Source organism: Arthrobacter sp. NPDC093128 (assembly GCF_040683875.1).
Lineage (GTDB): Bacteria > Actinomycetota > Actinomycetes > Actinomycetales > Micrococcaceae > Arthrobacter.
The window spans coordinates 14,623-29,235 of the sequence record NZ_JBFBEY010000032.1 but is presented as its reverse complement, the minus strand read 5'-3'; the positions used below and the strand labels follow the sequence as shown (position 1 = coordinate 29,235).

Genomic DNA, 14,613 nt, shown 5'->3' with positions numbered 1-14,613 from the left:
GCGCTTTGTCGGACGCAGATTGAAGGGGCGCCATCCACTTCGAGAGTCGCCCAACTATGGCAAAAGGCCATGGCTGGAAGCGCAATGAACGTGCGATAGGAGTGTGGGACGGATGAGAATTGCTGTCTTGCTGAAAGAAGTTCCGGACACATATGGCGAGCGCAAGCTTGACCTGCAAACCGGACTGGCGGACCGGGGTGCCACAGACGCCGTCCTCGACGAGATCGGTGAGCGCGCGCTGGAGGTGGCACTCTCACACGCCGACGGGCATCCCGGAACCGAGGTGACGCTTCTGTCGATGGGACCTGAGACGGTGGTTTCGACCTTACGGAAGGGTCTGGCGATGGGCGCAACCAACGCCGTTCACGTCGTCGACGACGCCCTGCTCGGCGCTGACCTTAGCCTCACCGCGGAGGTGCTGGCGGCAGCGCTCAGGCGCGGGCAGTTCGACCTGGTGATCGCCGGAAACCTCTCTACAGACGGATCCGGCGGCGTTCTTCCCGCGATGCTCGCGGAACTGCTGGGTGTGCCGCATCTGACGAGCCTGAGCTCTGTGACTATCAGCGACTCGGCAGTGAGCGGAGTGCGTTTGACTGAGTCCGGTGTGGTTTCCGTGCAGGCCGAGCTCCCCGCCGTCATCTCCGTGACTGAGGCATTGGCCGCAGCCCGGTTCGCGAATTTCAAGGGCATCATGGCGGCGAAGAAGAAGCCGTTGGAGACACTCTCGCTCCCCGAGCTCGGTGTTGATGCCGCAGACGAGTCTGCTGGGCGATCGATCCTGATAGCCGTCGCCGAGCGCCCCGCGCGCCAGGCTGGAGTGAAGATCGTTGACGAGGGCGATGCTGCCAGTCAATTGGTCGAGTTTTTGGTCACGAACCGACTGGCTTAAGGAGGAACATTATGGAGTTTGCAAATAATTCGATTCTGGTTGTAGCCGACGTCGATCCCGATGGGAACGTGAAGTCGAGTGCCGCCGGCTTGCTGGGCGCCGCTGCTTTGGCGGGGAGCCCCGTCGCCCTTGTGGTGACCGGCCCTGGTCAGGGCAGCGTTGCCGCGGAAGCCTTGGGCAAGTGGGGCGCCGCCCGTGTGCTGGTGGCTGAAGTTCCCGAGGCGATGAACGTGCTCACGCTTCCGGTACTCGACGCCCTCTCCGCCGCCACGGCATTGGTTCAGCCCGACGCAGTGCTGATCTCCAATTCGATTGACGGCCGCGACATCGCTGGCCGTTACGCAGCGCGCACGCGCTCTGGCTTGAACGTGGATGCTGTCGGTATCGAGCGTGACGAGGAAGGCATTGTCGCCAAGCATTCTGTATATGGCGGCGCATACAACATTGACGCTGCAGTCAGCGTCGGCACTCCTGTCATCACAGTGCGGCAGGGGGCTATCGACGCCCGCGCCGAAGCCCGCGAAGCGGAGGTCTCGACGCTCGACGTCGTTCCTTCCGGCGCGCGCGCCGCTACCGTCACAGGCTTCGAGGCAAGCACCTCAAACTCAACCAGGCCCGAACTCCGCGGTGCGGGGAAGGTTGTGTCAGGTGGGCGCGGCCTGGGTTCGGATGAGAAGTTTGCGTTGGTGGGAGAGCTTGCTGACGTGCTGGGTGCGGCTGTTGGCGCCTCCCGCGCTGCCGTCGACGCGGGCTACATTCCGCAGACCCATCAGGTGGGCCAGACCGGAGTGTCGGTGTCACCGCAGCTTTATGTTGCGCTGGGCATTTCCGGCGCGATCCAGCACCGGGCGGGTATGCAGACGGCCAAGACCATCGTTGCGATCAATAAGGACGCAGATGCCCCGATCTTCGATATTGCCGACTTCGGAATTGTGGGCGACCTGTTCACAGTGGTGCCACAGTTGATTTCGGCTCTCGAGGCGCGGAAGGCGTAGCGGCGTGAGCGAGGACGGGAGCATGGGCCGGCCCACAACGGTCCGTCGCGGGCTGCCACGGCGGCCAGGCGAACCAGCGCAGGGACCGGCCGCGAAGGTAACCAACGAGGTGGCTCCACCATTGGGCACAGGTTTGCAGCCGGAGGTCGTTGCAGTCCCGGCGGCTCCGGTTGCCCGCCCGGGTAGGCGCGCTGGCTTGCCGAGAACCGCCGACCAGGCGGCATCGGCAGCTTCCGTGGAGGGGGCCGCTGCACCAGCGGCAACCGATTCGAGTACGACGACGTCGCCCGGCACCGGGCGTCGATCCGGTCTTCCACGGGCTGGGGACGCCCCGGCAGTGGCGAAGGCCGAAGGGGCCGCCGTGTCCGCGGGAAAGGTCGCGGCGGAGAAATCCGTCGCAGGGCCGGCCCCAACTGATCGGATCCAAACGACGGCGCCGACGCCACCCCCGATGCAGAAGGAACCTTCTTCGGCCAAGAAGCGCCGGACTATCACCCTTGGTGTCCTTGGCCTTATTGCAGTTGTGGCGGTGACTGTTCTGGGCGCCCGCTGGTTCGTCTCGCTGGAGTTCATGAAGGACTTCCTCAGTACCTATCCGGGTGAAACGCACCTTCCCGAGGGGGCGCCCGTCGGATTGCCTGCGTGGTTGGGCTGGCAGCACTTCCTCAACGCGTTCTTCATCGTCCTGATCATCCGGACGGGATGGCAGGTGCGCACCCAGAAGCGGCCGCCCGCGATGTGGGAGCGCAACAACAAAGGACTCCTGAAGACCAAGAACCCGCCGAAGAAGATCAGCCTGACCCTATGGGCGCACCTTACGTTCGACGCCTTGTGGATCATCAACGGTGTAGTCTTCATCGTTCTGCTGTTCGCAACCGGCCAGTGGGTGCGTGTTGTTCCCACGTCCTGGGAGGTCATCCCCAACGCCGTCTCTGCCGCTCTGCAGTACCTTTCCCTGGACTGGCCAACGGAGAACGGGTGGGTCAACTACAACAGCCTGCAACTGCTCGCTTACTTCCTCACTATCTTCGTGGCCGCGCCCCTGGCAGCCATCACCGGCATCCGCATGTCCGGTGCGTGGCCAATCCGTGCAACGCGGCTCAATAAGGTTTATCCGATCGAGTTGGCACGCGCCATCCATTTCCCTGTCATGCTCTACTTCGTGCTCTTCGTCGTCGCGCATGTGACGCTGGTGCTCGCCACCGGTGCCTTGCGCAACCTGAACCACATGTATGCAGCCCAGGACTCAGGAAGTTGGGCTGGGTTCTGGATCTTCTTCGCCTCCCTGGTTGTGATGGCGGGCGCAGTGTTCGCCGCACGGCCACTCGTGTTGGCACCGATCGCCCAGCTCACCGGAAAGCTCGGGCGCTGAAGCCTCACGGTCGATGTCCCGGGCACAAGAGGTGTGGATAGCGGCGGTAAGTGGAAGCGTTTTCGCAGCGCTAAATGTAACCCCTCGTGCTCGAGGGTCAATCGGCTTGTGGGCGCGGTCGAGTGACGCAAAGTCCTGGCTTCAAACCCTTACGGTCCAGTTATGACCGTCGATGACCTTTCGTTCCTTCCATCGAATCTTCAAAGCGGAGCACACTGCGAGCCAAGCGGTGAATTTATTGGCCGGCTTCCCAAGCCCCGGTCGTAACCGAGGCACTTGCACTCGCAGGCAGATTGATCCTAGGACTGGATATTAGGACCATCGGACTGACGGCACGTTTATTGAGGGGCCGTGGTGGTCGTATGCGGGTTCCGACATGCGACAAGCGCGTGAACGTCTTAGATTCGAATGACGAGGTCACTGTCAGTTTTTGCACCGCTCTATTCCCATTCCGAATGCGGAGGGCTCTGATGGCTGCGATTTAGTCGGATTCCCGGCGGAGTACCGCTTCACCAATCGGTTCGCCGTCCGGTGACGTATCCAGCCACACGATGTCGCCGGGCGACACCATTTCCCTGGTTCCTCAGTCTTTCGGGGACGCAGCCGACTTCGACAAATTGCGGAGGACTTCGACAGCTTCGCAGTTCGCGACCACGCATGCTCTTCGAGTGCCTCTAGCGCTTCCGGGAGTGCAACGGTGCAGGGTCGCCCATGCACACGGGAACGGGCAAACCGACGACTGCCATCACGCGCGATCGTTCCAAAGCATCTTCCCGGCTCAAGGCACTGAGAGGACTAGTACTTACCGGCCATGGATGCAAGGTCACCTTGGCTGGCTCGCCCATATAGTCGAGCCGCATCATCTGATCTTCAAGAGTCGCGAAGTAATGCACAGCGGTCACCATGGATTGGAGTCTTTCACGCCCTCATCCAAGGTCAGAAGGACGTCCCCAAGCCGGTCCCTCACAGCACACTCCTGTTTGCCGGTCCGGTGTGAAGTAGGTGGCGGCATTCTCGCAGCGCTAAATGGCACCCCTGGTCTCCGTATATCGATCCTTTTGAGGGGTCGTGGCGACTCTCACCCGGCGGAACCCCGCGGCAGCGTAACCGATCATCACTCAGATCGAACGAGTAAAAGCGCTCAACTGTCTCGCCACTCTCACCCGGTGAACGGAGGAGGATCGTGAATGATGCACTCCTCGCCACAACGAAGACGCCGCTTCTCAGGGTCACCTGCAGATACGCCGGATGCCTAACCCGACTATTCGAGTTTCATACCCGCCACCACAACCACAGGCAGCCTGGGCGGGAGCACAATCAGTGCCCCCGCCCAGGCCGGATACGGTTCCAGCACAACTAGGCTATTGGTGCGGCCTCGTGCCCAACAAGCCTGGCGCGCGTCCGTGGATCCACACTGCGCAATGCGTTCGCAAGGCCTAGGACAGTTGTCGTGCCGAAGACGCCCGCACGGTCAAACATTACCGCCGTTCCCACCGACAGTCCGTCGGCCTCTACCCTGTCTACAGCCGAGAGCCCGAACTCCAGCTCGGTTGGGAGGCGGGCGAGCGCCAGCGTCACGTCGGCATTGATGAACTGCAGCCCGCCACTCCCCCAGTTCGAGACCACGTTCGAAACGTCCGCGATGGACGCCGCCATTTGAAAGGGCGTAAGAGGTTCACCCTCGACGATCGGCATTGCGAAGTGCCACGACTGCTTTCGGTCCGCGGAGTGCTGTGCGGAAGGTGTTGGGCTCCAACCGGCTTCCTCGCCGTAGTAGAGGCGCAGGTCCTCGGCCTCTGGGCGCAGGTGGTGAGGCGGCGGCACTGGATGCCGGCCAGGTGACCAGACTGCCCCCGACGGCGTCTCCCCGGCCTTCAGGTACAGGGTGACAGATCGGGCCACTGGCTTGCCGCCCTGCACAAAGGCGGCATCAACGAGGCATAACCTGCGGCCTTGCCTGACAACGTTGGTACTGATAATTGTCGGGACCTGGAGCGCCGGTTTGTAAAGGTCGAGCGTAAACCTCGCCGGGCGCAGGTTCTCCATCCGGAGGCTGCTGACCACCTGCTCAGTCGCGCGCGCCAGCGCGCCGCTCACCGCCATCCCCCTTAACTGCCCACCGTCCCATCCGCTGCCAGAGATGGGCTCGGGCAGGAGGACCTCACCGTCCTGTCCGAGCCGAAAGAAAGCGGGACCTGTCATCGGTATTGCACCTTTCCTATACGCGCGGCCACCCCACGAGTATCGATCGCTTGTGGGGTGGCCGGCGCCTGATCTGGTTGGCAAAGACTACGGAGCTTGAAACGGGGTTTTGATCAACTCATCCGCTCGAAAACGGCTGCGATACCCTGGCCGCCGCCGATGCAGATCGTCTCCAAGGCATAACGGCCCTCCCGACGCTCCAGCTCCCGCAGCATCGTGGCGAGGATGCGGACGCCGGTGGCGCCCACCGGGTGCCCGAGTGAGATTCCTGAGCCGTTGACGTTGAAGCGTTCGAAGTCAGACTCTGCGAAGCCCCACGCTTTGGTGACGGCGAGAGCCTGCGCGGCAAATGCCTCGTTCAGCTCGATGAGATCCATGTCCTTCAGGCCCAGACCTGCCCTGGCAAGCGCCAACTCGGTAGCCGGTACCGGCCCGATTCCCATGCGCGATGGTTCCACGCCTGCAACAGCCCAAGTGGCCAGTCGTGCCAGGGGACGAAGCCCCAGCTGCGCGGCGCGTTCCGGGGTTGTCACGATGCAGGCGGCAGCGCCGTCATTCTGTCCGCTTGCATTGCCGGCCGTAACCGTTGATTCGGGGTCAATGGACCGCCTGACCGGCTTGAGTGCCGCAAGGGCCTCGAGGGAAATTTCCGGCCGCGGGTGCTCGTCCCGCTCGACGACGGTATCGCCCCTTCGGCCAGACACTGTCACTGGTACGATCTCGTCGGCGAAGCGCCCCTCGTCATGCGCGGAGATGGCGTTCATGTGCGAGTTGTAGGCAAGACGGTCCTGCTCCTCACGGCTGACGGAATACTCTTTGCGCAGGTTCTCTGCGGTCTCCAGCATTCCGCCGGCCACCGGGTAGAAACGACCGCCCGCAGTAACGCGGCCACGTGCAATCCTGTCCATGAACGGCGTCGAGTCTCCTTTGAACCCGAACCGCCCTCCGAGCGCATAGTGCTCGGACTGGCTCATACTCTCCGCGCCGCCGGCGATGACGAGGTCCGCCACACCGGTCTGCACGCGCATGGCGGCGTCGATGACCGCCTGGAGGCCAGATCCGCAGCGGCGGTCCAGCTGGATCCCCGGCACCGTGACCGGAAGGCCAGCGTCGAGCGCGGCGACGCGGCCGATTGCGGGCGCTTCTCCGTTCGGGTAGCACTGTCCGAAGATGACGTCGTCGACATCGCCGCCCTCGATCCCGGTCCGGCTGACCAGCTCCTTCAGGACGGCCGCGGCGAGATCCACCGCGGGTACGTCTTTGAACACTCCGCCGTATCGTCCGACCGGGGTGCGCAACGGCTCACAGATCACTGCATCGCGCATGGGATGCTCACTTTCTTCATTGTTTTCCTCATGACTTGCATCTAGATGCCGCGGCCGCCCGTGACTTCGAGGACGGCGCCGTTGATGTATGACGCCATCGGCGAGGCCAGGAACACCACAGCGTCGGCCACTTCATCCGGAAGCCCTGCTCTGCCGAGAGGGACTTCCGCTTCCTTCGCTGCGTAAATCTCCGGCTTCATCGACAGCGTCATCGCGGTGCGGACCAGCCCGGGCTGGACGGCGTTCACCCGCACACCGGATGGGCCCAGTTCCTTGGCGCCGGCCTTGGTAAGCCCGATCAGGCCGGCCTTCGCCGCACTGTAGTTGGTCTGGCCCGGGTTGCCGACCTTGCCTGAGAGGGAAGACATGTTGACGATCGCACCGCCGCCTTGCCCACGGAAAAGTGGTGCGACCGCCCTCATTCCAAGCCAGGCGCCCTTCAGGCTCACGTCGAGGACCAGGTCGTAGTCAAACTCACTGAGCTTGCTGATGTATCCGTCCCGGGTGACGCCTGCATTGTTCACGAGGATGTCGACGCGACCGAAGCGGTCAAGGCAAGCCTGGACCAGCAGCGTCTGGTCATCTTCCACCGTGACGTCACAGCGCTGCGCGGCGATGTTCCCGCCAGCTCGGGCGAGAGGCGCAATTGCCTCCGCCGCCTTCTCCCCGTCAACATCGGCAACCAGCACGCTCGCCCCGTGTGCGAGAAACTTCTCGGCGATGGCGAGGCCGATGCCCTGCCCGCCGCCCGTTACGATGGCAGTCCGGCCCCTCAAGAGTTGCGACGCCGGCTCAGTGGTCCCGCTCATGTCAGTAGGACCTCGGAAGGCCCAGCACCTTCGTGGAGATGTAGTTCAGCACCATCTCCTGGGAGACAGGTGCGATCTTAAGCAGACGCGACTCACGCCAGAACCGTTCGACGTGGTATTCCTTGGCGTATGAGTAGCCGCCAAGTGTCTGCATCGCACGGTCGCAGGCCTCAAACCCTGCTTCGCTTCCCAGGAACTTCGCGGCGTTGGCTTCAGGGCCGCAGGGTTGGTGCGCGTCGTAAAGGGCAGCCGCGTCCATTGATACCAGTTCGGCCGCTTTGAGCCTTATCCACGAGTCGGCAAGCGGATGCGCCACCGCCTGGTTCTTGCCGATGGGACGATCGAAGACAATTCGCTCTTTGGCGTACTTGGTGGCTACTTCGAGTGCGGCCCTACCCAAGCCGAGCTGCTCCATGCCTACTACGATCCGCTCTGGATTCAGGCCGTCGAGCAGGTAGGAAAAGCCTTTGCCAACTTCTCCGACCACCTCGTCGTCGCGCACTTCCAGGTTGTCGATGAAGAGTTCGTTGGAGTCGACGGCGGCCCGTCCGAGCTTCTCAATCTCCCGCACCGTGATGCGTTCGCGATTCAGATCGGTGAAGAACAGGGTCATGCCATCGAACGGGCGTTCCTCCGTGCGCGGCGAGGTCCGGGCAAGCAGCAGAATACGGTGCGCGTTCTGGGCGTTGGTGATCCAGATCTTGTGACCGTTGACCACCCAGCCGCCGTCGGTCTTGACGGCCTTCGTTGTGATGCGCGAGGTGTCAACGCCCGCATTCGGTTCGGTCACGCCGAACGCCATGAGCAGCTCACCCTTGGCAATCTTCGGCAGGTACTTCCGTTTCATATCCTCTGAACCGTGGCGCAGGATCGGGCCCGGCGGGAAGATGTAAAAGTGGATGGCTGAGGCGCCTGCAGCGCCGGCACCGGAACCCGCCACCTCTGAAAGCATGACTGCCGCCTCCTGGAGACCCAACCCGAGGCCGCCATACTCCTCCGGAATCATCGCCCCGAGCCAGCCGGCTTCGGCAAAGGCCTTAACGAACTCCCAGGGGTACTCTGGCTTGCTGTCTTTCTCCCGCCAGTAGTCCAAATCGAACCTACGGGCGATCTCGCGGGAGTGCTGGCGCACTTCGTCGAGAGTGATCTTCTCTTCGGTGATGGTCACTGTGGGTCTCCTATTTCTTCGTGGATGGGGATGTCGTGAAGCGGGGTGGACGGGTCGAGCGAGGAAAGATCACCCGGCGGAGTGCCGAGGTATCTCGCCCGGATCGCCCGGCGCATGATCTTGCCGTTCTTGGTCTTCGGCACGGTTGCGACGAAGTGGAGGCGCGGCGCGAACGCTCGGCCAACGTTGCGCTCCGCGCTGGCCCTGACGTCGTCGCGGTCTACGTCGCCATCGCGGACAACGGCGAACACCACCACGTGTTGTCCTCGCTGTTTGTCGGGAGCGCCGATGGCTGCGGCGTCAAGAATCCGGGGATCCTTCAGCAGCGCGCCCTCAATCTCCCCCGGGCCGACCCGTCGGCCCGAGACTTTGATGGTGTCGTCCGAGCGTCCGAAAAGCTTCCAGCCGACGCCGGATTCGACGCTTGCAAGGTCACCATGGACCCAGACTCCATCCCAGCGTTTCCAGTAGGTCTCCAAATACCGGTCCCTGTTCTGCCAGAACGCGTGTGTCATGCCTGGCCAGGTATTGAGGACCGACAGTTCGCCGATCTCACCAAGGACAACTTCGCCGTTCTGATCAAGGACAGCCACGTCCATCCCCGGCAGCGGACCGTTGAACCCACCCAAATGCATGGGAAGGAACGGATAACTAACCAGGATGCCGCCGCCGGTCTCCGTGCCGCCGCTGTAGTTGATGATGGGACGCTTACTGTCTCCCACCGTTTCAAAAAGCCACTGCCACGTGTGTTCGTCCCAAGGTTCCCCCGTCGACGCGAAGCTGCGAACTGAACTCAAATCGGCAGTCACCACGTCATTGCGTGCCATGACTGCCCTCGCCGCAGTCGGGGCGATTCCTTGGAAGGTCACCCGATTACGTTCGGCGACCTCCCACAGCCGCTGCGGGGTGGGGAAGTCGGGCACGCCCTCAGTCATGACGAGCGTCGCGCCAAGTTGGAGGCCGCCCATGATCATGAGCGGACCAAGCATCCACCCCATGTCCGTGATCCAGGCGACGACGTCGTCCTCGTGGATGTCGAAACCGTAGGCGAAATCGGTTGCGGCCTTGACAAGGAATCCGGCGTGGGAATGAACGATTCCCTTCGGAGCCCCGGTCGTGCCGGAGGTGTAAATGATGGTGAGGGGGTCGTTTGACCCGGTCTCGGCGGTCTCAACAGGGGCTGGGTCGCTGTTGAGTTCGTCCAGGTAAAGGTCCCGGCCTGCCGTCATCGCTGCGCCGTCGCCGAGGTGCCGGACGACGATGACGTGCTTTACACCGGGCGCCGTTTTCAGGGCCTCGTCCGCGGTGTCCTTCATGGGGATCCGCTTGCCGCGCCGGGTGGTGCCGTCCGCCGTAATGAGGACCACTGCCTCCGAGTCACGCAGCCGCGTGGCGAGCGCCTCGGCGCCATATCCGGAGAATGCCGGAACGGAGATCGCACCGAGCATCGCGCAGGCCAGGAAGGCGACAGGCGCTTCCGGGACGACCGGCATGAAGAGCACTACCCGGTCTCCGCGGCGCACACCCAGCTCTGCCAGGTTGCCGGCAAGCTTCCGGACTTGTGCGTCCAGTTCGGCATACGTCAGGGAACGGCGCACCCCGCTGTCACCCTCGTAAACGACGGCTTCCTTGCCTGCGAGCGGCCCCGCCGCATGCCGGTGCGCACAGAGTGAAGCGGCGTTGACGTGTCCGCCGACGAACCAGCGCGGAAGCGGTTTGCCCTCGCTGTCATCGCGGACCCGCTCGAACGGCGTCGCGAAGTCTATCCGAAGGTCTTCCACGACGGCACGCCAAAACCACTCGGGATCGTCGATTGACCGTGCGTGGAGTGCTTCCAGGCTCGCCATGCCCCAGCGCCGCATCGCGGCCAGCAGCCGGCTTCGGTCGCGGACATCTTTCCCGGGAATCCAGACCGGGTCTCCTGAAGCGCCAAACTCAGATGTGCCTCGCATCTGGCGCCCCTTACCCGGCCACCGACGAAGCGGCATCGAGGACCGCTTCCGTGGTTCGCTCGCCGAGCAGGCGATCGTACTCCAGCACTTCGCGCGCGGTCTTGATGTGCGCGTAGTCGACGTGCATGCCCTCGTACAAGACCGCCGCGGCTCCGTTGGCCACTGCCTTCTCGAACGCCTCGATCATCCCCGTGTAGAACGCGATCTCAAACGCCGAAGGGCTGAATACCTCATTTGCCACCGCGACGTGCGAGGGATGGATGAGCACCTGGCCGCGGAATCCGAGCTGGCGGTTCTGCTCCGAGAAGCGCCGAGCTCCCTCGGGATCGGCCAGGTCCTGCCATAAGCCGACAAGCGGGAACTCGATGCCGGCCGCACGGGCGGCCAAGAGCGCTTTGCTGCGCAGGTAGAGCGTTTCGGTCCCCTCCGGAGTGAACTGGAACCCGATCGAGCGGGACACATCCGCGTCGCGGGCCGTGCCGGCGAAGAGCGTCGCGACGCGTGGTGACGCGACCGCTATCTGGTCGCAAGTGGCATAGGCCTCGGCAGTCTCGAGATTGCAGATGAACTCGATGGTGCCGGGCGTGACACAGTTGCGGCGCTCGAAATGCGTCACGAGGGCGTCGAACCTCACGATATCGTCGGGGCCGTAGGTCTTGGGCAGGCTGAGTCCGTCCAGTCCAGGGATCACCACCGCCTCGATGTCATCGCCGGCCATGCCGGTCTCGAGGGCGTTTACGCGGACGTAGATCGGGATGTCGGAACCTGATGCGCGTACACGAGCAATCGATCGAGCGACCTCCTCGCGAGCTTCCTGCTTGAGGTCGGCCGGAACCGAGTCCTCCATATCCAGCAGAAGGCCGTCAACGCCTGCGGCGATAGCCTTCTCAACCCAGGTCCCGCGGTGTCCAGGCACGAACAGCAGTGAGCGAAGTGGTCTCATCATTCTCCTCAGTTGTGCAATTTTCATTGATCGTACACAATATATCTTATGGACACAATACAACGCTCCAGCCATCGTGTTGTGCCGCGCAGGACGAGGACAATGTATATATTCGACTGTGGCAGTCGCCTTCGGGCGCTCTACCCCTTCCTAGTACGACGATGAGGTCATCGATGCAGAACAAGCCTTTAACAGGTATCCGGGTTTTGGAATTCGGCGGGTATATTGCCGCCCCATATGCGACGTCGATCCTCGCCGCTTTAGGCGCGGACGTCGTCAAGGTCGAACGTCCGGTGATTGGCGAGGACTTCCGGCGCGGCGTCGACGACCAGAGTCCCTACTTCATCCAGTACAACGGCGGCAAGCGTTCGCTTTCGGTCGACCTCAAGACCCCCGAGGGGATCGCTCTCGTCAAGGAGCTAATCCCGAAATTCGACGTCATCGTCGAGAACATCCGCCCAGGAAAAATGGATGCACTCGGCCTCGGCAAGGTTGACTGCGCGCTGCTTCGCCCGGACATTGTCTATGTCTCCGTCACCGGATTCGGCAATGGTGGACCGCTGGCCCAACGCCCGGCGTATGACATGATCGGCCAGGCTTTCGGCGGCGTTATCGCCGTTCTCAGCGACGAGGGAAATATGCAGCCCACCGGCACCTGCCTCGCCGACCTGGTCACCGGACTTTCGACCGCCACCGGCGTCCTTGCCGCGCTGGTCGGTCGGGTACATACCTCGGGTGCGCAGCACGTCGAAACCTCGATCGCCGAGGCTGTCAGCGCCATCACCGTGGACGCCATGACTCAACTGTTCGAAAACAGGTCGGTGGACCCGAGCCGCCAGACCCGCCACCCGCAGGCTCTGACATTCTGCCTGAAAACTGCAGGCAAGGAGTTCATCACGATTCACGTGTCCTCCTCCCAGAAATTCTTCGAGTCTTTGATCCAGGCGGTGGGCCGCCCGGAGCTGAAGACCGATCCGCGCTTCGCCACCTATACCGCACGCGTTGAGAACTACTTCGAACTCGCCCCGATCATCGCGGACGAGTTCCTCAAAAAACCGGCGGCAGACTGGGAACGGCTCCTGATTGAATTCGACGTACCGTTCTCACCCGTGAACACCATCTCCCAACTCCGCACTGACCCGCAGATGCAGTGGCTTGACCTGTACGAACCGGAACGCAATGGCGTTACCCAAGTTCGGCCACCGTGGCGCTTCGACGGCGTCCGCCCCGCCCGGGACGTACCCGCCCCGAAAGTCGGTCAGCACACCCGCGAGATCGCGGCCGAGGTGTACGAAGACGCGCGTGTAGATGATCTCATCGAGAACGGGGTCCTCTACTCAGGCGCGGACCGGAACACGAAAGTAGAAGCCTCTCGAATCTGACGGCATCCGCAAGGAAGGCTCGTCGATCGGGGCGGCCTGCGGGAATAGTTGCTTGTTCTTAACCAATAGATTTTATATTATGCATAAAAGGCTTGCTCCAGCTATGTCTGGTGCCCGCCCTGTTTACTCACTACCCACATCGTCGTGCTGTCAGCTGGCAACACGTCATCATCGAAAGGAACTGCCATGGCTGGCCTTTACTACGAGGAGTTCGAACCCGGTACCGTCATCGAGCACCCGACGCGGCGCACAGTCACCGAGTCGGACAACATCACCTTCTGCGCGATGACCCTGAATCTGGCCCCGCTGCACATCGACGCGGAGTACGCCAAGGCATCAATCTATGGACAGCCGCTCGTTAACAGCCTCTTCACCCTCGGCCTCGTGACCGGCATCTCGATGCAGGACACCACCCAGGGCACGACGCTGGGCAACCTCGGCTTCCAAGAGACCACGTTCCCCAAGCCGGTCTTCTATGGCGACACCATCCATGTCCGGACCGAGATAGTGAGCAAACGCGAGTCGAAGAGCCGCAACGACTCGGGCATCGTGTTTTTCCGCCACCTCGGCATCAACCAGCGTGATGAGATCGTTGTTGACTGCCATCGGGCCGGCCTGATGTTCAAGAGGGCAGCCGTCGAGGGTGCCTCGGTTGCCTGACACAGAGACAAAACGGTGCCGACGCGTATTGATCAACGGCGGCGCCTCGAATATTGTCCGAGCTTCTCGGACGTCAGAGAAGATGGGAGTGTCATGCTAGAGAGCAACGATGAGATTCAGGGGCTGTTCGGCGTCGCGGGGAAGGTAGTCCTTGTAACGGGCGGGAGCCGAGGCATCGGCTATGCGATCGCCGAAGGCTTCGTGAAGGCCGGCGCACGTGTCTACATCTGTTCGCGCAAAGAGGCAGACTGCGAGGCCGCAGCTGAACAACTGTCGGCGTACGGCGAATGCCACCCGATTCCGGCCGACCTCAGCACAGTCGAGGCGTGCCAGGCACTCGCCCGTGAGCTCGGCGACAGGGAGAATAAGATCGACGTCCTCGTCAACAACGCAGGCGCCCTCTGGGCAGAAGCACTCGCGGATTATCCGGAGTCGGGGTGGGACAAGGTGTTCGACCTGAACGTGAAGGGACCGTTCTTCCTTATTAAAGCGCTTCTGCCATTACTGGAGGCTGCAGCAAGCCCACGGGATCCGGCTCGAATCATCAACATCGGCTCGATCGACGCTTACCACGTACCCAAGCACGAAACCTACGCCTATTCCTCGTCCAAGGCCGCCGTTCATCAGCTCAGCCGGCATTTGGCATGGCAGCTGGCGTCGTCGCACGTGACGGTCAACGTGATCGCCCCCGGCCTCTTCAGGAGCAAGATGCTTCAGGGCACTCTAGAGAGTAGAGGCGAGGCGGCCCTCGTGGAGCACGTGCCGTTGAAGCGGCTTGCCGAGTCGTCTGACCTGGCGGGTGCCGCGATCTATCTTGCATCCCGCGCATCGTCATTTGTCACGGGAATGATCCTCACTGTCGACGGCGGACACGCCACCACTTTGTGACTTGCTTGCGCCCGCCCGTCCGGTCCCC

The 14,613-nt window shown here is 62.6% G+C and carries 12 protein-coding genes; 6 read left to right on the top strand and 6 right to left on the bottom strand.

Going from position 1 to position 14,613, the window contains the following annotated elements; genetic code table 11:
• Nucleotides 1–112 precede the first annotated feature (112 nt).
• From AB0N24_RS24740 to AB0N24_RS24730, 3 genes are all read left to right on the top strand, one after another.
• Nucleotides 113–889: an electron transfer flavoprotein subunit beta/FixA family protein gene (locus AB0N24_RS24740; protein ID WP_364130419.1), complete on the top strand. Its 777-nt coding sequence runs from the start codon at nt 113–115 to the stop codon at nt 887–889.
• An 11-nt stretch (nt 890–900) separates the two neighbouring features.
• Nucleotides 901–1,884 carry an electron transfer flavoprotein subunit alpha/FixB family protein gene (locus tag AB0N24_RS24735; protein ID WP_364130416.1) on the top strand — a complete coding sequence of 328 codons (984 nt, stop codon included), beginning with the start codon at nt 901–903 and terminating at the stop codon, nt 1,882–1,884.
• A 451-nt stretch (nt 1,885–2,335) separates the two neighbouring features.
• Nucleotides 2,336–3,256, top strand: a complete 921-nt coding sequence (locus AB0N24_RS24730; protein ID WP_364130413.1) for a cytochrome b/b6 domain-containing protein — start codon at nt 2,336–2,338, stop codon at nt 3,254–3,256.
• A gap of 1,356 nt (nt 3,257–4,612) precedes the next feature.
• Here the strand turns inward: AB0N24_RS24730 and AB0N24_RS24725 are convergent.
• The 6 genes from AB0N24_RS24725 to AB0N24_RS24700 form a co-directional block, all read right to left on the bottom strand.
• Entirely contained in the window at nt 4,613–5,458 is an 846-nt protein-coding gene (locus tag AB0N24_RS24725; RefSeq protein WP_364130410.1) for an acyl-CoA thioesterase domain-containing protein, read from the bottom strand.
• Between the two features lie 113 nt (nt 5,459–5,571).
• Nucleotides 5,572–6,783 carry an acetyl-CoA C-acetyltransferase gene (locus AB0N24_RS24720; protein ID WP_364130408.1) on the bottom strand — a complete coding sequence of 404 codons (1,212 nt, stop codon included), beginning with the start codon at nt 6,781–6,783 and terminating at the stop codon, nt 5,572–5,574.
• A gap of 41 nt (nt 6,784–6,824) precedes the next feature.
• Complete coding sequence (gene fabG, locus AB0N24_RS24715) at nt 6,825–7,592, bottom strand: 3-oxoacyl-ACP reductase FabG (protein WP_364130405.1); 768 nt, start codon at nt 7,590–7,592, stop codon at nt 6,825–6,827.
• Between the two features lies 1 nt (nt 7,593).
• The gene (locus AB0N24_RS24710; protein ID WP_364130403.1) at nt 7,594–8,760 is read right to left on the bottom strand and encodes an acyl-CoA dehydrogenase family protein; all 1,167 of its coding nucleotides are present in this window, start codon (nt 8,758–8,760) and stop codon (nt 7,594–7,596) included.
• Nucleotides 8,757–10,712, bottom strand: coding sequence for an AMP-binding protein (locus tag AB0N24_RS24705; RefSeq protein ID WP_364130401.1), 1,956 nt, complete (start codon nt 10,710–10,712; stop codon nt 8,757–8,759). Before AB0N24_RS24705 ends, AB0N24_RS24710 begins: the two co-directional genes overlap by 4 nt.
• Before the next feature lie 10 nt (nt 10,713–10,722).
• Nucleotides 10,723–11,682, bottom strand: a complete 960-nt coding sequence (locus tag AB0N24_RS24700; protein WP_364130398.1) for a CoA ester lyase — start codon at nt 11,680–11,682, stop codon at nt 10,723–10,725.
• Nucleotides 11,683–11,828: 146 nt separating this feature from the next.
• On the opposite strand from AB0N24_RS24700, the gene AB0N24_RS24695 reads away from it, so the two are divergent.
• The 3 genes from AB0N24_RS24695 (at nt 11,829) to AB0N24_RS24685 (ending at nt 14,585) form a co-directional block, all read left to right on the top strand.
• The gene (locus AB0N24_RS24695; protein ID WP_364130395.1) at nt 11,829–13,037 is read left to right on the top strand and encodes a CaiB/BaiF CoA-transferase family protein; all 1,209 of its coding nucleotides are present in this window, start codon (nt 11,829–11,831) and stop codon (nt 13,035–13,037) included.
• Nucleotides 13,038–13,223: 186 nt separating this feature from the next.
• Nucleotides 13,224–13,697, top strand: coding sequence for a MaoC family dehydratase (locus AB0N24_RS24690; RefSeq protein ID WP_364130392.1), 474 nt, complete (start codon nt 13,224–13,226; stop codon nt 13,695–13,697).
• A gap of 93 nt (nt 13,698–13,790) precedes the next feature.
• Nucleotides 13,791–14,585, top strand: coding sequence for an SDR family oxidoreductase (locus AB0N24_RS24685; RefSeq protein WP_364130390.1), 795 nt, complete (start codon nt 13,791–13,793; stop codon nt 14,583–14,585).
• The last annotated feature ends 28 nt before the right edge of the window (nt 14,586–14,613 follow it).

Coding starts and splice junctions, on each gene's coding strand:
- AB0N24_RS24740 (WP_364130419.1), top strand. CDS start 113: ATGAGAATTGCTGTCTTGCTGAAAGAAGTTCCGGACACATATGGCGAG.
- AB0N24_RS24735 (WP_364130416.1), top strand. CDS start 901: ATGGAGTTTGCAAATAATTCGATTCTGGTTGTAGCCGACGTCGATCCC.
- AB0N24_RS24730 (WP_364130413.1), top strand. CDS start 2,336: ATGCAGAAGGAACCTTCTTCGGCCAAGAAGCGCCGGACTATCACCCTT.
- AB0N24_RS24725 (WP_364130410.1), bottom strand. CDS start 5,458: ATGACAGGTCCCGCTTTCTTTCGGCTCGGACAGGACGGTGAGGTCCTC.
- AB0N24_RS24720 (WP_364130408.1), bottom strand. CDS start 6,783: ATGCGCGATGCAGTGATCTGTGAGCCGTTGCGCACCCCGGTCGGACGA.
- fabG (WP_364130405.1), bottom strand. CDS start 7,592: ATGAGCGGGACCACTGAGCCGGCGTCGCAACTCTTGAGGGGCCGGACT.
- AB0N24_RS24705 (WP_364130401.1), bottom strand. CDS start 10,712: ATGCGAGGCACATCTGAGTTTGGCGCTTCAGGAGACCCGGTCTGGATT.
- AB0N24_RS24700 (WP_364130398.1), bottom strand. CDS start 11,682: ATGAAAATTGCACAACTGAGGAGAATGATGAGACCACTTCGCTCACTG.
- AB0N24_RS24695 (WP_364130395.1), top strand. CDS start 11,829: ATGCAGAACAAGCCTTTAACAGGTATCCGGGTTTTGGAATTCGGCGGG.
- AB0N24_RS24690 (WP_364130392.1), top strand. CDS start 13,224: ATGGCTGGCCTTTACTACGAGGAGTTCGAACCCGGTACCGTCATCGAG.
- AB0N24_RS24685 (WP_364130390.1), top strand. CDS start 13,791: ATGCTAGAGAGCAACGATGAGATTCAGGGGCTGTTCGGCGTCGCGGGG.